Source organism: Streptomyces sp. NBC_01016 (genome assembly GCF_026341035.1).
In the GTDB taxonomy this organism is placed as follows: Bacteria; Actinomycetota; Actinomycetes; order Streptomycetales; family Streptomycetaceae; genus Streptomyces.
Genome location: NZ_JAPEOQ010000001.1, coordinates 3,895,627 through 3,914,755, shown reverse-complemented (window position 1 = coordinate 3,914,755; position 19,129 = coordinate 3,895,627). Strand labels below are relative to the sequence as shown.

Sequence of the window (19,129 nt, the reverse complement as noted above, 5' to 3'; positions counted from 1 at the left end):
ACGCCCCCGGGCCTACACCGTCGCCTGGCTGCTGTCGCGGAACTCGCCCCAGCCGTGCCAGCGCTCGATCTCCATGACCGCCGTGAACCGGGCCCGCTCGCGCTCCGGGTAGGGGCCGCCCGCGTAATGGGTGGAGATCCGGTCGATGTCGGCGAGGCCCTTGTCCTCGCGGATGTCGACGGCTCGGCCGATGAGGGTGATGTGCGTGTACCAGCTGTCCTTGTCGAGGACGGTGAGGGTGAGCCGCGGGTCGCGGCGCAGGTGCCCGAGGCGGACCCGCCCCTCGTCCATGTTGAGCAGCACCCGGCCGTCCTCCCAGAGGTACCAGGTCGCCGCGGACACGGGCGCCCCGTCCGAACGGAGCGTGGCGACGGTGGCCGGGTTCGCTTGCTCGAGCATGGCGACGGCTTCGGCTGACAGCGGGGGCTTGGACACGGTTCCTCCTGTTACGTCATACGTCGAGGGGTACACGGTCGACCCTAGTCACATCAAGCCCCTGCGGCGATTGAGCAGCGGGGCCCGGGGCAGAGCCCCGCGACGTAGGACCGGCCGACCGCAACAATCCCGGCCTAAAGCAACCGCAGCAACGCATGCAACGCCGGATTGTCATTCGCCTTCCGCCACACCAGATGCAACTCGACCGGCGCCGCATCGGACAGCTCCAACGGCCGGAACGCGATACCCGGGAACCGCATCTGCGCCGCCGACTCCGGCACGAAGGCGATGCCCCACCCGGCATGGACCATGGCAAGCAGACTGTGCACCTGACTGAGGTACTGCGTGAACCGCGGCCGCACCCGCGCCTCACGGAAGATGCTGACCAGCAGTTCGTGGAAGTAGCGGGCCTCGATCGGCGAGTACATGAGCACGTCCTGCCCGTCGAACTCCCCCATCGGCAGCGGCCCTTCACCCTCGGCGAGCGGATGCGCGCTCGGCACCGCGGCGAGCAGCCCCTCGCGGGTGGTCGACCGGGTCTCCAGGTCGGGGCCCGTGCTGGAGGGGCGGATCATGCCGAGGTCGAGGGAACCCTCGGTGAGGGCCTCCAGCTGGTCGCGGGTCACCTTCTCGCGGAGCACGATCTCCGTACCGGGCATGGAGGTCCGGGCCACGTCGAGCAGCGGGCCGAGCGCGGAGTAGGCGCTCGCCGCGGTGAAGCCGACGGCGATGGCGCCCGCCTCACCCGTGGACACCTGCCGCGCGGCGAGCGTGGCCGCCTCGGCCTGCCGCAGGATCGTGCGCGCCTCGTTGAGGAAGGCGCGGCCCGCCGGGGTGAGTCGGACGGTCCGGTTGGTGCGGTCGAGGAGCTGCACGTCCAACTCGTGCTCAAGGAGCTGGATCTGCCGGCTGAGTGGGGGCTGTGTCATCCGCAGCCGTTCGGCGGCCCGCGTGAAGTGCAGTTCCTCCGCGACGGCCACGAAGCTCGCCAGCTGCGCAAGCGTGAACAACGATGCCCTCCAGGTATTGAATCATCCAAAAACTATGTTTGACGTGGATCAATCGCCGACCTTAGCGTCAACAGGAACCAACGGCTCACACCCCCAGGGATTCGCAGTGGTGACCAGCACGTCCACAGCCAGTTCAGCCGCCTCCCGTCAGGGCGAGGCGACCATCGACACCATCGCCTGGATCAAGCTCTCGTCCGTCACGCTGCCCCTCGCGACGCCGATCAGCGACGCCAAGGTGCTCACCGGCCGGCAGAAGCCGATGACCGAGGTCGCCTTCCTGTTCGCGGAGATCGAGACCACCGAGGGCCACTCCGGCATCGGCTTCGGCTACTCCAAGCGCGCCGGCGGCCCCGCCCAGTTCGCACACGCCAAGGAGATCGCCGACAACCTGATCGGCGAGGACCCCAGCGACATCGGCCGCCTGTGGACGAAGCTGGTGTGGGCCGGCGCCTCCGTCGGCCGCAGCGGCGTCGCCACGCAGGCCATCGCCGCGATCGACATCGCCCTGTGGGATCTCAAGGCCAAGCGGGCCGGCCTGCCGCTCGCCAAGCTGCTCGGCGCCCACCGCGACTCGGTGCAGTGCTACAACACTTCCGGCGGCTTCCTGCACACGCCGACCGACCAGGTCCTCGACAACGCCACCGCCTCCCTGGCCAGCGGCATCGGCGGCATCAAGATCAAGGTCGGCAACCCGGACCGCAAGGCCGACCTCGCCCGGCTGACCGCCGTACGCGAGCACATCGGCGACGACGTCCCGCTGATGGTCGACGCCAACCAGCAGTGGGACCGGCCCACCGCCCAGCGCATGGGCCGGGCCATGGAGGAGTTCAACCTCGTCTGGATCGAGGAGCCGCTCGACGCCTACGACGCGCAGGGCCACGCCGCGCTCGCCGCCTCGCTCGACACGTCCGTCGCCACCGGCGAGATGCTCGCGTCGGTCGCCGAGCACGTCGAGCTGATCAAGGCGAACGCCTGCGACATCATCCAGCCCGATGCCCCGCGCATCGGCGGCATCACCCAGTTCCTCAAGCTGGCCACCCTCGCCGAGCACAACAACCTGCAGCTGGCCCCGCACTTCGCGATGGAGATCCACCTCCACCTCGCCGCGGCCTACCCGATCGAGCCGTGGGTGGAGCACTTCGACTGGCTGGAGCCGCTGTTCAACGAGCGCCTGGCGATCAGCGACGGCCGCATGCACGTCTCCTCACGCCCGGGCCTCGGCATCACCCTCAGCGAGCAGGCCCGCGCCTGGACCGTCGCCGCGCACGAGGTGGGCGCGCGCCCGTAATCCACCTCTCCCCCACCCTCTGGCGCGGGCCCGCTGACGGACAGCGCGGGACCCGCGCCAGAGCCATGTCCGGAACACCCACTGATGCTGACCAGGTATCACTGAATGCAAAAACAGTGTTGGACGGGCATGAGTGACGCCTCGTAATGTCGTACTCACACCACCCCTTCACCGTCCACCAGCGTTCAGCAGGAGCAGACCACCCATGTCGTCCTTCACCCCGTCAGAGCTCGGCGCCCGCATCGGCTCGGGCCTGCTCTCCTTCCCGGTCACCCACTTCAAGGCCGCGGACCTCGCGTTCGACGAGCAGGCCTACCGCGCCAACATCGAGCGCCTGGCCGAGCACGAGGTCGGCGGTCTCTTCGCCGCGGGCGGCACCGGCGAGTTCTTCTCGCTGACCGCCGCAGAGACGGAGCAGGTGGTGACCGCGGCCGTGCAGGCGGCGCCCGAGGGCACCCCGATCCTCGCCCCGGCCGGGTACGGCACGCGCACCGCGATCGAGTACGCGCAGGCGGCCGAACGAGCGGGCGCCGACGGCCTGTTGCTCTTCCCGCCGTACCTGACGGAGGCCTCGCAGGACGGCCTGGCCGAGCACGTCGAGGCGGTCTGCAAGGCCACGGACCTCGGAGTCATCGCCTACGGCCGGGCCAACGCCAAGTACAGCGCGGACACCCTGGCCCGCGTCGCCGAGTCCTGCCCGAACCTGATCGGCTACAAGGACGGCGTCGGCGACATCGACGCCATGACCCGCATCTACACCCGCCTCGGCGACCGCTTCACGTACGTCGGCGGACTGCCCACCGCGGAGATGTACGCCCTCCCGTACCTCGAACTCGGCGTCACCACCTACTCGTCGGCCATCTTCAACTTCCTGCCGGAGTTCGCCCTCGACTTCTACGCCGCCGTCCGCGGCCGGGATCACGTCACCGTCCTCAAGCACCTGCGCGACTTCGTGCTCCCGTACACGGAACTCCGCAACCGCAAGGCCGGCTACGCGGTCAGCATCGTCAAGGCGGGCATGACCGCGACGGGCCACCCGGCGGGCCCGGTCCGCCCGCCACTCACGGACCTGACCGAGGCGGAACTCGCCGAGCTGAGCGCGCTGATCGGTGCGGGCGCATCAAGCCCCTGCGGCGATTGAGCAGCGGGGTCCGGGGCGGAGCCCCGTGACGTGCGGCGAACACCCGCGTCACAGGGCTCTCCGGATCCGCCCCAGGTCACGCACCGCCTGGTCCAGAAGAGTACGCATCGCCGACTCCGCCGCGTCCGGGTCCTGCGCGCGGACCGCGTCGAGGACGGCGCGGTGGCTGGGGACAGGGTCCTTGGGGTGGCGGCCCGTGCCGTGGACGAGGCGGTCGCGGTAGGCGAGGCCCGCGGCGATCACCAGGTCCATGCGCTCCAGCAGTTCGTTGTGGGAGGCCCGGAGCAGGGCGCCGTGGAAGGCGAGGTCCGCCTCGACCGCGTGGGCCGCGCCGCCCTCACCCGACTCCCCCATCGCCTCCAACGCCGCGTCGAGCGCGGCCAGATCGGTCTCCGTGCGGCGGCGCGCCGCCAGCCGGACCGCGGCCGGCTCGACGATGCCGCGCACCTCGTCCAGGTCGCCGAGCAGCGGGTTGCCCGCGCCCGCCGCGAGGCCGCCGTCCAGCGTCTCGAACTGCCAGCGCAGCACGTCCGCGTCGAGCAGATGCCAGTCCGCGCGGGGCCGCACGAACGTGCCGCGCTTCTGCCGGGCGTCGACCATGCCCTTCGCGGCGAGCACCTTCAGGGACTCCCGCAACGCGGTGAGGCTGACGCCGAGTTCATCCTGGAGCGCGCCGAGGTCGAGGGTCGCACCCTCCCCGATCCGGCCGCTCAGCACCCGGTGCGCGATGGTCTCCACGGTCTGCCCGTGCACTCCGCGGCGCGCGTACCCCGCCATGTCCTACCTGCTGTTCTCTCGACGTCTCAGCCCGCCAAGTATCGCCGGGGAGGCGGGAGTTCACCCCGTGTTCGACGTCCGTTCACGCCGAGGACTTCATCACGCTCCACCCGCCGTCGACCACCAGGCTGGTCCCGGTCACGTACGAGGCCTCGGGCGAGGCGAGGAACGCGATCACCGACGCCACCTCGTCGGGGCTGCCGAAGCGGCGGGCCGCGGTCTCGGCGACGCTGGCCGCCCGCTCCTCCTCGGGCACCCGGTCCCACACCCCGGTCAGGATCGGCCCCGGCAGGACCGTGTTGACCCGGACCGACGGGCCGTACTCCACGGCGAGTTGGCTGCTCAGCGACAGCAGGCCGCCCTTGGCCGCCGCGTACGCAGGGTGGCCCGGGATGCCGTGCCGGGCGTGCACGGACGAGACCAGGACGACCGCGCCCGCCTGCTCGCGCAGGTCGTCGAGGCAGGTCCGCACGCCGAGGAACGCCGCAGTGAGCCCGATGGTCAGCTGGCGGTTCCAGGACTCGGGTGAGGTCTCGTGCGCCGGGGCGACCTCGATCTTCACGGCGTTACTGACCAGGACCCCGACGGGCCCGAAGGCGTGCGCGGCGGTCAGCGCCTCCCGCCAGGCCTCCTCGCGCGCGACGTCGGCGGGCACGAACGCGGCGCGACCACCGTCCCGCTCGATCTCCTTGGCAACCTCGACCCCGTGCCGCTCGTCGATGTCGGCGAGTACGACGGCGGCGCCCTCCGCGGCGAGCCGCCGCGCGGTCGCCGCGCCGATGCCCGCGGCGGCTCCGGTCACGATGGCGGTGCGCCCGGCGAAGCGGTCGGTGGCGCGCGGGGCTGTCATGGGCTGCCTCCGGGGTCCGGTGAATCGGGGACGTGATCGTCAACTGTTCGGCTGGTCAAGGGGGTTGACCCCCTCCACCCTCGCTCATATATTCCGCCACGTTAATTCCTAATTAATGGATTGAACAGGGCCGTGCAGCCCGACGGATCGAGTGAGGTGCGATGCTCCACTTCGGCGCCGACTACAACCCCGAGCAGTGGTCCGAGGAGGTCTGGGCCGAGGACACCCGGCTGATGAAGGAGGCCGGGGTCACCATGGTCACGGCCGGGATCTTCTCCTGGGCCAAGGTCGAACCCCGGTCCGGCGCCTACGACTTCGACTGGTTCGACCGCGTCATGGACAACCTCGCCGACGCGGGGATCCGGGTCTGCCTGGCCACCATGACCGCCTCTCCGCCCCCGTGGCTCTCGCGGCTGCACCCGGAGATACTCCCGGAGACCGAGGACGGCCGGCGCAAGTGGCCCGGCGGCCGCCAGCACTACTGCCCCTCCAGCCCCGTCTACCGCGAGCACGCCACCCGCCTCGTCGAACGGCTCGCGACCCGCTACGCCGGGCATCCGGCCCTGGACACGTGGCACATCGGCAACGAGTACGGCTGCCACACCCGCCAGTGCTACTGCGACGTGTCCGCCGCCGACTTCCGCCGCTGGCTTCGCGAGCGCTACGGATCCGTGGACGCGCTCAACGAGGCCTGGTCCACGGCCTTCTGGTCGCAGCGCTACGACGACTTCGACGAGGTCCTGCCGCCACGCCTCGCCCCCACCTTCGCCAACCCGGCCCAGCAGCTGGACTATTGGCGCTTCAGCGACGACGCGCTGCGCCAGTGCTACCTCGCCGAGGAGGCCGTGCTGCGCCGCGTCACACCGGGCGTGCCGATCACCACGAACCTGATGCCGAACCACAAGCCGGTCGACGCCTTCGCCTGGTCCGAGCACATGGACGTGATGGCGCTCGACCACTACCAGGATCCGTACGAGCCGGATCCCCATCTCACCGCCGCGTACAACTTCGACCTGATGCGCTCGGCGCGCGGCGGGCAGCCCTGGTTGCTCCTGGAGCAGGCGCCCAGCGCGGTCAACTGGCGGCCGCGCAACAGCCCGAAGCAGCCCGGCCGGATGCGCCTGTGGAGCTGGCAGGCCGTCGCGCAGGGAGCCGACGCGGTCCTCTACTTCCAGTGGCGCCAGTCGCGCGGCGGCGCCGAGAAGTACCACTCGGCGATGGTGCCGCACGCCGGGACCGACACCCGGATCTTCCGCGAAGTGTCGGACCTGGGGCGCGAGTTGGCGTCGGTCCCGGAGATCGCGGGGACCCGTTCGACCGCCGAAGCCGCGCTCCTCACCGACTGGAACAGCTGGTGGGCCCTCGAGCTGGACTCGCATCCCTCCACGGCGCTGAACCAGACCGAGATCAACCTCGCGCACCATCGCGCCCTGTTCGACGCGGGTGTGCCGTGCGACGTCGTCCCGCCGGACCGCGACCTCTCCTCGTACAAGCTCGTCGTCGTGCCGAACCTGTATCTGCTCAGCCAGGAGAACGCCGAGCGGCTCGCGGAGTACGTCGAGGGCGGCGGACATCTCGTCGTGTCGTTCTTCTCCGGCATCGTCGACGACTGCGACCGGGTCGAACTCGGCGGGTACCCCGCCCACTTGCGGCGACTGCTCGGCATCCGCACGGAGGAGTTCTGGCCGCTCGACGAGGGCCAACACCTCACGGTGAGCGGCGAGTTGACCGGACGCGCCGATCTGTGGTCCGAGGCCATCGACCTGGAGGGCGCCGAAGCCGTCGCCGTCTTCGAGGACGGCGAGCTCACGGGCCGCCCCGCCGTCACCCGCCACACGTACGGCGACGGCACCGCCTGGCATCTCGGCACCCGCCTCGAACCAGCCGCGCTGCGGGCCCTGTTGGACCGGGTGCGCACGGAGGCCGGAGTGACACCCGTACTGCCGAACCTGCCCGCGCAGGTACAGGCCACCGTCCGCGAAGGCGCGGCCGGCCGCTTCCTGTTCCTGCTCAACCACGGTGAAAACGAGGCAGAGGTCTCTGTTCCGACCCCCATGCGGGACCGCCTCACCGCCGAGCCGGAGCCCACCACCAGCGTGTCTCTACCGGCGTACGGCGTCGCCGTGCTCCAGGCCCAGACGTTGCTCTGACAAGGAGGTCAGATGCCCCAACCACCCACCCGCCGAAAGGTCCTCACGTGGGCCACCGCCGCAGCCGCGGCCCCCGCCCTCGCGGCCTGCGGTGAATCCGCCGGCGCCGCCCGCATGACGAAGGACCACGGCCGCAAACCGGGCCAGAAGGTCACCCTCAGGCTCTGGACCTGGGTCCCGCTGCAGAAGGCGGTCGCGCTGTGGAACAAGCGCAACCCGGACATCCAGGTCGTCGCCCAGATGGTGCCCGCCAACACCTCCGGCGGCTACCAGAAGATGCACGCCGCCGTGAAGGCCGGCAACCCGCCGGACCTCGCCCAGGTCGAGTACTACGCGCTGCCCGAGTTCATGCTCGAGGGCGGCCTGACGAACCTGAGCGAGTACGGCGCGGACAAGCTCAAGGACAGTTACGTCGACTGGCAGTGGAAGCAGGGCGTCTTCTCGGGCGGCACGTACGCGATCCCGCAGGCCTCGGGCCCCATGGGTCTCTTCTACCGCAAGGACGTCCTGGAGAAGTGGGACATCGAGGCCCCGAGGACCTGGGACGAGTACCGCGCCGCCGCGAAGAAGGCCAAGAAGCGGGGCTCGTACATCACGGCCTTCCCGCCCTCCAACGCCCAGTGGTTCGCCAGCTTCCCCTGGCAGCGCGGCGCCCACTGGGTGCGCACCGAAGGTGACACCTGGATCGTCGACCTGACGTCCCCGGAGTCCCTTGAGGTCGCCGACTACTGGGACGGCATGGTGCGCGACCGCTTCGTGCTCCAGACGCAGGACGCGCAGAGCGCCTTCTACAAGGCGCTGCAGACCGGGGAGCTGGTGACCTGGCCGGGCGCGCAGTGGTACGACGCGCTGATCCGCGGCAACGCCCCGCGCACCAAGGGCAAGTGGGCGGTGTCCGAACTGCCGCAGTGGGAGGCGGGCGCGCACGCCTCCTCCAACTGGGGCGGCTCCTCCACCGCGGTCCTCCAGGGCTCCCAGCACCCGGTCGAGGCGCTGAAGGTGGCGCACTGGCTGAACACGAACCCGGACAGCATGAAGCTGCTGATCGAGGCCGGGTACGGCTGGCCCGCCGCCAAGATCGACCTGCCGAATACGCCGCTGGGTAAGCCCGACCCGTTCTTCAGCGGCCAGCGCTACAACGAGGTCTTCCAGGTCTCCGACCGCAACGTCGACACGTCCTGGCGGTACGCGCCGACCACCACGCAGTCCTTCACGCACATCCAGGACAACCTGGCGCTCGCCCTCGTGGGCAAGGGCTCGTTCGTGGACGCGCTGAAGGACGCGCAGACCAAGTTCGTCGACGACCTCAAGGCCAAGGGACTCAAGGCGAGGAGCGCACGATGAGGAGCGCACGATGACGACATCGTCCGTGAAGTCCGCGCAGCCCGGCGCCGGCGACTCCGCGCGCCCGCCCGCGCCCCCGAAGGCCACCGGCCGCCGGCGCACCCGCCGCGCCAGGCCGGACCGCAAGGCGTGGCTGTTCCTCGGCCCGTTCCTCGCGGTCTATCTGTTCGCGATGATCATCCCGGTGTTCTACGCGATCTACCAGAGCCTGCTGAAGGTCGAGCGTTCGGGACCGCTCGGGCTCGGCGCCCCCAAGGTCGTCTTCGGCGGCCTCGACAATTACGCCATCGCTCTCCAGCAGGACGCCTTCTTGGAGGGCTTCGGCCGGGTGCTGCTCTTCGGGATCGTGCAGGTCCCGGTGATGCTGCTGCTCTCGCTCGTCCTCGCGCTGCTGCTCGACCAGATATCCGACCGCTGGGCCGGCCTGATGCGGGCGACGTACTTCCTCCCGTACGGCATCCCCGGCGTCATCGCGACGATCCTGTGGGGCTTCCTGTACGTCCCCGGCATCAGCCCGATCACCGAGATGCTCGGCGACCTGGGCTTCCAGCCGGACTTCCTCGGCCCCGACACCGTGCTGTGGTCCATCGCGAACATCGTGATCTGGGAGTTCGCCGGCTACAACATGCTGATCATCGTCGCCCAGCTGAAGTCCATCCCGCAGGAGCTGTACGAGGCGGCGAGGATCGACGGGGCGGGCCCCTGGCAGATCGCGCTGCGCCTCAAGATCCCGCTCGTCCGCCCGGCCCTCATCCTCACCTGCGTGTTCTCCATCATCGGCACGATGCAGCTGTTCGCGGAGCCGCTGGTCCTGAAGAAGATCGCGCCGGCCGTCATCCCCGACTACACGCCGAACCTCAGCGCGTACTTCGACGCCTTCTCCAACGCCAACATCTATGTGGCGGCGGCCAAGTCCGTGATCCTCGCGGTGGTCGCGATGGTCCTGTCCTTCGGCTTCCTGAGCCTCGTCACCCGCAAGCAAAGGAGCGAGCGGTGACCGCTGTCGACGTCAAGACTCCCCCCGCCACACCCGTGGCACCGGCGCGCAGGCCACGGCGCCTCACGCCGGGCCGGATCGTGCTGGTCGCGGTCCTCACGATCGCCGCGATCTACTTCCTCGTCCCCGTGTACTGGCTGATCGTCGCCACGACGAAGAACAACGACAGCCTCTACGGCTCCTTCGGCTTCTGGTTCGACAACCCGCAGCTGCTGCACAACCTGGGCAACGTCTTCGCGTACGACCGCCACATCTATCTCCAGTGGGCGCTGAACTCCCTGCTGTACGCGGGGGTGGGCGCGGTGCTCGCCACGCTGTTCTCCGCGGCGGCCGGCTTCGCCCTCGCGAAGTACCAATTCCGGGGCCGAGAGGCGGTGTTCAAGTTCGTCCTGGCGGGCGTGCTGCTCCCGTCGACGGCCCTGGCGCTCCCCCTGTACCTGCTCTTCAGCAAGCTGCACCTGACGGACACGTACTGGGCCGTCCTGATCCCCAGCATCGTCTCGCCCTTCGGCGTCTACCTCTGCCGGATCTACGCGGAGGCGTCCATCCCCGACTCGCTCCTGGAGGCGGCGCGGGTGGACGGCGCGGGCGAGGAGCGGATCTTCGCGACGCTGGTGCTCCGCATCATGACGCCGGCGCTCGTCACGGTCTTCCTCTTCCAGTTCGTGCACATCTGGAACAACTACTTCCTGCCGTTGGTGATGCTCTCCGACGACCGGAAGTACCCGATCACGCTCGGCCTGGTCACGTGGCAGCAGGCCGCCGACCGGGTCCCGGAGCTGACGCAGTACACCATCGGCGGTGCCTTCGTCTCCGTCATCCCGCTGGCCTTCGCGATGCTCGTCCTCCAGCGCTTCTGGCGGACGGGTCTGACCGAGGGAAGCGTCAAGGAGTGACCCGGCGCCACACCGCAAGGGAGCAACTGGCTTGAAAATCACCCGAGTCGAGACCTTCGCCGTCCCGCCGCGCTGGCTGATGTGCCGGATCGAGACGGACGACGGTCTCGTCGGCTGGGGCGAGCCCGTGGTGGAGGGCCGCGCCGACACCGTCCGCGCGGCCGTCCACGAACTCGCCGACCAGTTCCTCGTCGGCGCGGACCCGCTGCGCGTCGAGGACCACTGGCAGCTGATGACCAAGGGCTCGTTCTACCGGGGCGGCCCGGTCCTCTCCAGCGCCGTCGCGGGCCTCGACCAGGCGCTGTGGGACATCGCGGGCCAGGCGTACGACGCGCCCGTGCACCAGCTCCTGGGCGGTCCTGTACGTGAACGGGTGCGCGCCTACTGCTGGGTGGGCGGCGACGAACCGGCCGAGCTGCGCGACCAGATCGCCGAGCAGGCGGCGGCCGGCTTCACGGCGGTCAAGATGAACGGTTCGGGCCGCACCGACCGCCTGCCGACCGTCGGCGACCTCGACGCCATGGCGGCCCGCGCCTCGGTGGCCCGCGAAGTACTGGGCTCCGAAGGGGACTTCGCGGTCGACTTCCACGGCCGGTTCACGGTGGCGGGCGCGGTCCGCGCGGCGGCGGCCCTCGAACCGTACGGCCCGATGTTCGTCGAGGAGCCGGTCCTGCCCGAGTACACGCACCGCATCGGGCGTGTGGTGGAGTCGACGACGACACCGGTCGCGACGGGCGAGCGGCTGTACTCCCGTACGGAGGTGCTCCCGGCCCTCCAGTCGGGGGTGGCGGTCGTCCAGCCGGACCTCTCGCACGCGGGCGGCATCTCGGAGTCGCGGCGGATCGCCTCGCTCGCCGAGACCTTCGACGCGCTGGTCGCCCCGCACTGCCCACTCGGCCCGATCGCCCTCGCGGCCAGCCTCCAACTCGCCTTCTGCACACCCAACTTCCTCATCCAGGAACAGTCCATCGGCATCCACTACAACAACGGCTCCGAACTCCTCGACTACGTCGCGGACCCCGAGGTCTTCCGCTTCCACGAGGGCCACTTCGCCCGCCCCACCCTGCCGGGCCTCGGCGTACGGATCGACGAGAAGGCGGTCCGCGCGGCGGACGACTCGGCGACGAGCTGGCACAACCCGGTGTGGCGGCACCGGGACGGGTCGTTCGCGGAGTGGTGACACTTCCACACCGGAGCGGGCCCGCATCCGAATGGCCCTCATTCCGCCCGCGTATGAGAACTGACGCCTGAACACCCCCTGTGGTCGACTCGGAACGATCGCGCTCGCGATCGCTTCCGAGCCGGACACAGAAGGGGGCACATGTGCACCAGGACGAGGTGGCGGGGCCCGGCGGGCGGACCGTGGTGGTCACCGGTGGCACCAGCGGCATCGGTGCCGCGATCGCTCGGCGCTTCGCCGCCGACGGGGACGAGGTCGTCGTCGCGGGTCTCGACGCGGACCGGTGTGCCGGTGAACTCCCCTCAGCCGTACGGGCCGTGGAGCTCGACGTCACACGGGCGGAGGCGCTGAGCGCCTTCCTGGACGGGCTCGACGGGCTCGACGTGCTGGTCAACGCGGCCGGGGTGATCGCCCGCGGCCGGGAGTACGAACCGGATGTCTTCGCCGAAGTCGTCGGCGTCAACCTCACCGGGACGATGCGGAGTTGCGTCGCGGCCCGCAAGGCGCTCGCCGACACCGGCGGCTGCATCGTCAACGTCGCCTCCATGCTGAGCTACTTCGGCGGCCCCAAGGTGCCCGCGTACAGCTCCAGCAAGGGCGGGGTGATGCAGCTGACGAAGTCCCTCGCCGTCGCCTGGGCCGACCAGGGGATCCGGGTCAACGCGGTGGCGCCCGGCTGGATCCGCACCCCGCTCACCCGGGACCTCCAGGAGGACCCGGAGAACAGCCGACGCATCATCGACCGCACCCCGATGGGGCGTTGGGGCACGCCCGCCGAGATCGCGGGGGCCGTCGCGTTCCTCGCGGGCCCGGACGCCGGGTTCATCACGGGGGCCGTGCTCGCGGTGGACGGCGGCTATCTCGCCGCGTGACCCGTCCACCTCCAACCCCCTTACGAGGAAAGGAACGTAACGCCATGTCACAGAGTCGAGGCCCGGTCATTCCCGCCTCCTCCGTCGTCCCGCCGGAGATCGCCGTCGCGGCCCTGCCCGAGGACGAACGGGTGTGGGTGCCGCAGGCGCCGAACGTGTGGTTCCGGCCGCTGATGTTCAACACGGTGACCGGGCAGTGGTGCAACCTGCTGAAGGTGACCGCCGCCGGCATCGTGTCCCGGCACCGGCATCCCGGAGTCGTCTTCGGCTATGTCATCAAGGGCAAGTGGCACTACTACGAGCACGAATGGGTCGCCGAGGCGGGCCACTTCGTCTACGAGCCGCCCGGCGAGATCCACACGCTCGCCGTGCCCGAGGACTGCGCCGAGATGATCACGTTCTTCAACATCACCGGCGCGATGGCGTACGTCGACGAGGACGGCGTCCAGATCGGCTACGAGGACACCTTCACGAAGATCGAGATGTGCCGGGAGCACTACGACAAGGTCGGACTCGGAGCCGAGTACGTGGACCAGTTCATCCGTTGATGTCCGGGAAGAACGGCCGATGGGGTGATCACGCACCATTCTTTTGACGGCTCACCGAGGGTAGCGTTCCGGTCGATCTCGGTGACTGGAGGCGTCATGGACCTCACAAGCGTGCACCACTACCGCATCGACTGGATCGCCAGCTTCGTGGCGGTCGCCCGGCACGGCAGCTTCTCCGCCGCCGCCAAGACGCTCTACCGCTCCCAGCCGCGGGTGAGCAGCCACATCGCCGCGCTGGAGCGGCTCGTGGGGCGGCGACTCGTGGACCGTTCCGTTCAGCCCGCGACGCTCACCCCGGAGGGGCGGGGTCTGCTTCCGCACGCCGAGGAGATCCTGCGGCGGCTCGACCTGATGGCGGAGAGCACCGAGGGGGCGGTGTGCGGGACGGTCCGGCTCGGCTGCTATCCGAGCGCCGCCGCCCATCTGTACCCGCGGGCGGTGCGGGCCCTGCGCGCCGCGTATCCGCGGGTGCGGCTCGTCCTGCACGAGGGGCCGAGCCTGGAGTTGGGCGAGCAACTCGTCGACGGGGGCGTCGATCTGGCCGTCAGACCGCTGCACCCGCTGGTCAGCTCCGACCGGGTGGCCAACCGGGTGCTGTGGCGCGAGCCGCTCGTCGCGGTCTTCCGCGCCGACCACCCGCTGGCCGGCGCGCACGAGGTGGCGCTCGCGCAGACGGTGACCCAGCCGGTGATCAGCATCGGGGAGAGCGACGACGGGCACAGCCGTCAGTACGAGACCAATCTCGCCTTCGCCAACCTCGGCCTGCAACCGGTGATCCGCGAACGCACCAACCAGCCGCAGACGTTGATCTCTCTGGTCCGGCACGGGCTCGGCGTCGGTGTCACCAACGCGCTGGCCATGACCACCGCCGACACCGAGGGCGTGGCCCTCGTGCCGGTCCGCGACGCCGGCTGCGAGCGGGCCGTCGCCACGTGGTGGCGGACCGGCGAGGAGTCGCCCGCGGTCGCGGCGGTACGGGAGTGCCTCGACCGGCTGCCGGGGCCCACCTGGCCATGGGACGCGTCGGCCGGGCCCGCGCCATCCGCTAGTCGAATAGCCGCATTCGCGACCGAACACTGACGGCCCATCAGTGCGCTCCTACGGTTGCCCCAGTCGATTCGCCGACCTGGACAGGAGCACATCCCGCATGGCCAACTCCTTCTCCCCCGAGACCATCGAGGCGTTCCGCTCGATCGCCACGGCGTCCGTCGCCGACGCGGTCGAGCAGTTCGCAGCGCGCGGCTATCTCTCCGGCACCATCCGCCAGGTCCTGCCCGGCAAGCTCGTCGGCCCGGCCGTCACCGTCCTGGAGGTTCCCTCGCCCGAGCCCGTCCCGCCGGAGCACGCGCTGCGGGCCATCGACGAGTCGGCGCCGGGCAGCGTCGTGTGCATCGCGGCGGGCGGCGCCGACGTCGCGGTGTGGGGCGGTCTGATGAGCGCGGGAGCCGTCGCCAACGGCGTCGCGGGCGCGGTCCTCGACGCGGGGGTGCGCGACATCGAGGAGATCCGCCGCGACTACCCGCAGTTCCCCGTCTACGCCCGCGGCGGCGTGCCGGCCACCACGGTCGGCCGCTATCGCACGGTCAGCCTCAACGAGCCGGTGGAGATGGGCGGTACGCGGGTGTACCCCGGCGACCTGATCGTCGCGGACAGCGACGGCGTGGTGTGCGTGCCCGCCGACCGCGTGCCCCAAGTCCTCGAAGCGGCACAGGAGATCGAGCGGCGGGAGCGCGAACAGACCGCCCTGATCCTGGAATCGGGCTCGCTGCGGGGCGGGCTCGAGAAGTACCACCGGATCTGAGGCCGGCGTGGACATCCTCGCGGCCGGTGAGCCGCTGCTCGAGTTCAACACGTCCACGGACGCGCCGGGCCCTGTCGGCGCGGGCACCTCCTTCACCGTCGGGCACGGCGGTGACACCTCCAACTTCTGTGTGGCCGCCCGCCGTTCCGGCGCCGACACCGGGTACATCACGCGCATCGGCGACGACGACTTCGGCGCCTCCTTCCTCCGGCTGTGGGAGCGGGAGGGCATCGCGACCGAGCACGTCGTCCGCGAACCGGGCGGGCGGACCGGGATCTACTTCATCGCCCGCACCCCGACGGAGAGTTCCTTCACGTACTACCGGGCGCGGTCCCCCGCCAGCCGCCTCGCGCCCGCCGACATGCCGGCCGGGGCGATCGCGCGGGCCCGCCTCCTGCACCTGAGCGGCATCACCCAGGCGATCTCCACGTCCGCCTGCGACGCGGCCTTCCACGCGATGCGACTGGCCCGGGACAACGGCACCCTGGTCAGCTACGACCCCAACATCCGGCCCGCCCTGTGGCCCGCCGAACGGGCCCGCGCGGTGGCCTGGCGCAGCGTCGAGCTGTGCGACATCGCGCTGCCGAACCTCGACGAGGGGCGGCTGCTCACCGGGCTGCACGATCCGGACGAGGTCCTCGCGGAGTTCGTACGCCGCGGGCCTTCCGTCGTGGTCCTGAAGATGGGTGACCGGGGAGCGCTCCTCGCGCACGACGGGGCGGTCACCCGCATCGCGCCGCACCCGGTCGACCCGGTCGACACCACCGGCGCCGGTGACACCTTCGACGGCGCCTTCGCGGCACGCCTCCTGGCCGGGGCCACGCCACCGGAGGCCGCCCGGTACGCGGCGGTCGCGGCGGCGCTGACCACGACAGGGCCGGGCGCCGTCACGCCGATCCCGCGCCGCGAGGACGTCGACGCCGAGCGCCGGAGCCAGGGCGCCGACCGGCCACCACCGTCAGCAAGCACACCGGTCCGATGAGGAGTTGAGAAGCCAATGGTTCGCGCCAAACGCCACATCGCCGTGGCGGCATGCTCGGGAATCCTGCTGCTCGCGGGGTGTTCCGACGGTTCCACCGTGGACGATGCCGTGGAGGGTGCATCCGGCGCGGGCGCGGCGGCGCCGATCCGCGTCAGAGCCGGATATGTGTCCGCCATCGACCAGATAGGCCTGCCGTCCGGTGTGGAGGCCGGGTATTTCGACGAGCAGAACCTCAACGTGAAGCTGGCCCAGCCGTACCCGACGGGTGTCGACGCGCTCAACGCGCTGCAAGCGGGCGAGGTCGACTTCATCCAGGTCGGCACGCCCGCGATCGCCGCCGCGCAGAAGGGCATCGACCTGTCCCTGGTCGGCAACTACACCGGCTCGTCCAGCCGGAAGAGCATCGACGAGACGATGGCCGTGGTCGCCGCGGCCGAGTCCGGCGTGGACGGCAAGGACCTCAAGACACTGCGCGGCAAGAAGATCGGTGTCTCCGAGGGGTCCATCAACCACCTCTATCTGCTCGGCCTGCTGGACGAGGCGGGCCTGAAGGCGAGCGACGTCAAGATCGTGAACACCGAGCCGCCGGACATGGCGGTCGCCCTCAAGACGGGAGGCATCGACGCCGCCATCGTCTGGGATCCGTTCCCCATCACGGTCGTCGACCAGGTCGACGGCGCCAAGGAGGTGCTGCGGGGCGGCGGCCACATCCCGTTCATCGGCTACATCGTCACCACACCCTCGTACGCGAAGAAGCACCCGGAGGTCGTCGAGCGCTTCCTGACGGCGCGGGCACGCACCGACCAGTGGATGCGCGAGAACCCCGGGGACGCGGCCGACTCCGCGACCCGGTGGCTGCCCGGCACAAAGAAGGCCGTGGCAGAGGAAGCGATGAAGCACAACGTGAAGCAGCTCGACCCGCGCTTCTCCGCCTGCAACTACCTCGCCCTCGACACCCAGGCGCGGCTGCTCGCCGGGCAGGGCGCCGTCAAGGGCGGCTTCGACGTCGACAAGTACTTCGACCCCAAGCCGATCCTGAAGGTGATGGCGGCCGAGCCGAAGCTCTTCCGTGATCTGCCCGACGTACCGGAGGCGGCGGCCGTCGACGGCGGTTACCGCTTCGACCGGGCGAGCGCCTCGAAGGCCTGCCCGTCGTGACCCCGCCGACGACGAAGGTGGCTCTCGCGCGCCCGGCGGCCGCCCCGCCGCGCCACGCGCGAAAGCCCCGCAAGCGACGCGGATCCCGCCTCGGCCGCGCGCTCTGGTTCCTCGGGCCGCTCGCCGTGCTCGCGCTCGCGTGGGCCGTGGCGGTGGCCGTCACGGGGACGCCGCTGCGGGTGTTCCCGCAGGTGACCGACGTGGCCCGGGCGCTCGGTGACATGGCGGCGAGCGGCGATCTGGCCCGGCACCTGGGCGCGAGCCTGCGGCGGATGGGCCTCGGGATCGTGCTCGCGCTGGTCACCGCGCTCCCCTTCGGCATCGCCCTCGGGTCGAGCCGTGCGCTGTCCGCGTTCTTCGCTCCGCTGCTGCGGTTCTCTGTGGCGCTCGCGGGCATCGCGTGGATCCCGGTGGCGACGCTGTGGTTCGGCTACGGCGACCGCGCGGTGATCTTCATCGTGTGGAACGCGATGTTCTTCGCGCTGACGTACAACGCGATGCTGGGCGTGCGTCAGATCCCGGTCCAACTGCTGCGCGCGGCGCGGTCGTTGGGGACGAGTCGGCTGCGGATGTTCTGGGAGATCCTGCTGCCGGGCGCCCTGCCGAGCATCGTCACCGGGCTGCGCGTGGGGCTCGGTTACGGCTGGCGCGGGCTGGTCGCCGCCGAGATCATCGCGGGCAGCGCGGGCCTCGGCTATGCGCTGTTCCAGGCGCAGAAGTACTTCCGCACCGACGTCATCATCGCCTCGATGGTGATCATCGGGGTGCTGTGGCTGCTGATGGACCGGCTGCTGCTCGCGCCGCTCGAACGGCGGACCGTGGAGCGCTGGGGCATGACGGGGGTGAACCGCTGATGGCCGCACTGTCCACGGCGCCCACCATGCCCGTGTGGCGTCGCCTGTTGCGCAGCGGCACGGTCCGTACGCTCGGCCCGTTCGTGCCGGTCGTCGCGGTGTGGTGGCTGCTCGCCGAGTTCGAGGTGTTCCCCCGGTCGTTCTTCGCGGGACCCGGCACCGTGCTCGCGACGCTCGGCGGCCTCCTGGAGAAGGGCATCCTGCCGGGCTATCTCTCCGACTCCCTGACCCGCCTCGCGTACGGCGTCGGGTTCGGGCTGCTCATCGGCCTGCCACTGGGCTTCGCGGTGGCGATGATCGGGCGGCTGCGCCGGTTCTTCTGGCCGATCCTGCTGTTCTTCCAGGCGATCGCGGACATCGCGTGGCTGCCGATCGTCATCGTGTGGTTCGGCTTCAGCCTGACCGCCGTCACCTTCGTGATCGTCTACACCATCGTCTTCCCGCTGATGCTGAGCGTCGTCGCGGGTGTCGAGCAGGTGCCCCGCGAGCTGGTGCGGGCGGCGCGCAGCCTGGGGGCCGGGCGGTGGCGGGTGTTCGTCGAGGTGATCGTGCCGGGTTCGCTGCCGTCGGTGGCGGGCGGTATCCGCACCGGGCTCGGCTACGGCTGGCGGGCGCTGGTGGCCGCCGAGATCATCGTCGGCACCAGCGGCATCGGCTACATGATGTTCGACGCGCGCCGGGTGGGTGACATCAGTCAGGTGTTCCTCGGCATGGTCGTGCTCGGCGCGCTCTGGTACGCGCTGGACGCGCTGATTCTGGCCCCGTTCGAGCGGGCGACCGTCGAACGCTGGGGAATGGTACGCAGGTTGGAGGCCGACGGGTGATCGGCGGCCGACGGATGAGCTG

Annotated in this window: 19 protein-coding genes; 15 read left to right on the top strand and 4 right to left on the bottom strand. The window is 70.5% G+C overall.

Annotated features, from left to right (window positions below; translation table 11 throughout):
- Positions 1-12 precede the first annotated feature (12 nt).
- Positions 13-435 (bottom strand): PPOX class F420-dependent oxidoreductase, encoded by a 423-nt coding sequence (locus tag OG746_RS17675; protein WP_266715580.1) that lies wholly within the window; start codon positions 433-435, stop codon positions 13-15.
- Positions 436-569: 134 nt separating this feature from the next.
- Positions 570-1,445: a LysR substrate-binding domain-containing protein gene (locus OG746_RS17670; RefSeq protein ID WP_266715578.1), complete on the bottom strand. Its 876-nt coding sequence runs from the start codon at positions 1,443-1,445 to the stop codon at positions 570-572.
- 109 nt (positions 1,446-1,554) lie between these two features.
- Here OG746_RS17670 and OG746_RS17665 point away from each other — a divergent pair, with 109 nt between their 5' ends.
- Positions 1,555-2,733: an L-talarate/galactarate dehydratase gene (locus OG746_RS17665; protein WP_524540421.1), complete on the top strand. Its 1,179-nt coding sequence runs from the start codon at positions 1,555-1,557 to the stop codon at positions 2,731-2,733.
- Positions 2,734-2,938: 205 nt separating this feature from the next.
- Positions 2,939-3,874, top strand: coding sequence for a 5-dehydro-4-deoxyglucarate dehydratase (gene kdgD, locus OG746_RS17660; protein ID WP_266715574.1), 936 nt, complete (start codon positions 2,939-2,941; stop codon positions 3,872-3,874).
- A gap of 48 nt (positions 3,875-3,922) precedes the next feature.
- On the opposite strand, the gene OG746_RS17655 is transcribed toward kdgD, so the two are convergent.
- Both OG746_RS17655 and OG746_RS17650 read right to left on the bottom strand, forming a co-directional pair.
- Complete coding sequence (locus OG746_RS17655; RefSeq protein ID WP_266715573.1) at positions 3,923-4,651, bottom strand: FadR/GntR family transcriptional regulator; 729 nt, start codon at positions 4,649-4,651, stop codon at positions 3,923-3,925.
- 82 nt (positions 4,652-4,733) lie between these two features.
- On the bottom strand, positions 4,734-5,501 hold the full coding sequence (locus OG746_RS17650) for an SDR family NAD(P)-dependent oxidoreductase (protein ID WP_266715572.1): 768 nt from the start codon (positions 5,499-5,501) through the stop codon (positions 4,734-4,736).
- Positions 5,502-5,662: 161 nt separating this feature from the next.
- On the opposite strand from OG746_RS17650, the gene OG746_RS17645 reads away from it, so the two are divergent.
- From OG746_RS17645 to OG746_RS17585, 13 genes are all read left to right on the top strand, one after another.
- On the top strand, positions 5,663-7,651 hold the full coding sequence (locus OG746_RS17645) for a beta-galactosidase (protein ID WP_266715571.1): 1,989 nt from the start codon (positions 5,663-5,665) through the stop codon (positions 7,649-7,651).
- 12 nt (positions 7,652-7,663) lie between these two features.
- Positions 7,664-8,995 (top strand): ABC transporter substrate-binding protein, encoded by a 1,332-nt coding sequence (locus OG746_RS17640; RefSeq protein ID WP_266715570.1) that lies wholly within the window; start codon positions 7,664-7,666, stop codon positions 8,993-8,995.
- Positions 8,996-9,005: 10 nt separating this feature from the next.
- On the top strand, positions 9,006-9,992 hold the full coding sequence (locus OG746_RS17635) for a carbohydrate ABC transporter permease (protein ID WP_266715569.1): 987 nt from the start codon (positions 9,006-9,008) through the stop codon (positions 9,990-9,992).
- Positions 9,989-10,888 carry a carbohydrate ABC transporter permease gene (locus OG746_RS17630; protein WP_403991931.1) on the top strand — a complete coding sequence of 300 codons (900 nt, stop codon included), beginning with the start codon at positions 9,989-9,991 and terminating at the stop codon, positions 10,886-10,888. The genes OG746_RS17635 and OG746_RS17630 overlap by 4 nt, the downstream gene beginning before the upstream one ends.
- Before the next feature lie 31 nt (positions 10,889-10,919).
- Positions 10,920-12,068 carry a galactonate dehydratase gene (gene dgoD / locus OG746_RS17625; protein ID WP_266715568.1) on the top strand — a complete coding sequence of 383 codons (1,149 nt, stop codon included), beginning with the start codon at positions 10,920-10,922 and terminating at the stop codon, positions 12,066-12,068.
- 143 nt (positions 12,069-12,211) lie between these two features.
- Positions 12,212-12,940: an SDR family NAD(P)-dependent oxidoreductase gene (locus tag OG746_RS17620; protein WP_266715567.1), complete on the top strand. Its 729-nt coding sequence runs from the start codon at positions 12,212-12,214 to the stop codon at positions 12,938-12,940.
- A 44-nt stretch (positions 12,941-12,984) separates the two neighbouring features.
- Positions 12,985-13,488: a 2,4'-dihydroxyacetophenone dioxygenase family protein gene (locus OG746_RS17615; RefSeq protein ID WP_266715566.1), complete on the top strand. Its 504-nt coding sequence runs from the start codon at positions 12,985-12,987 to the stop codon at positions 13,486-13,488.
- A gap of 96 nt (positions 13,489-13,584) precedes the next feature.
- Positions 13,585-14,568 carry a LysR family transcriptional regulator gene (locus tag OG746_RS17610; protein ID WP_266715565.1) on the top strand — a complete coding sequence of 328 codons (984 nt, stop codon included), beginning with the start codon at positions 13,585-13,587 and terminating at the stop codon, positions 14,566-14,568.
- A 67-nt stretch (positions 14,569-14,635) separates the two neighbouring features.
- Positions 14,636-15,289 (top strand): RraA family protein, encoded by a 654-nt coding sequence (locus OG746_RS17605; RefSeq protein ID WP_266715564.1) that lies wholly within the window; start codon positions 14,636-14,638, stop codon positions 15,287-15,289.
- A gap of 7 nt (positions 15,290-15,296) precedes the next feature.
- Positions 15,297-16,271, top strand: a complete 975-nt coding sequence (locus tag OG746_RS17600; protein ID WP_266715563.1) for a sugar kinase — start codon at positions 15,297-15,299, stop codon at positions 16,269-16,271.
- A gap of 15 nt (positions 16,272-16,286) precedes the next feature.
- The gene (locus tag OG746_RS17595) at positions 16,287-17,429 is read left to right on the top strand and encodes an ABC transporter substrate-binding protein (RefSeq protein WP_266715562.1); all 1,143 of its coding nucleotides are present in this window, start codon (positions 16,287-16,289) and stop codon (positions 17,427-17,429) included.
- Positions 17,426-18,283 (top strand): ABC transporter permease, encoded by an 858-nt coding sequence (locus tag OG746_RS17590; protein ID WP_266715561.1) that lies wholly within the window; start codon positions 17,426-17,428, stop codon positions 18,281-18,283. The genes OG746_RS17595 and OG746_RS17590 overlap by 4 nt, the downstream gene beginning before the upstream one ends.
- A complete protein-coding gene (locus tag OG746_RS17585) occupies positions 18,283-19,107 on the top strand; it encodes an ABC transporter permease (RefSeq protein WP_266715560.1) in 825 nt (274 codons plus the stop codon). Before OG746_RS17590 ends, OG746_RS17585 begins: the two co-directional genes overlap by 1 nt.
- The last annotated feature ends 22 nt before the right edge of the window (positions 19,108-19,129 follow it).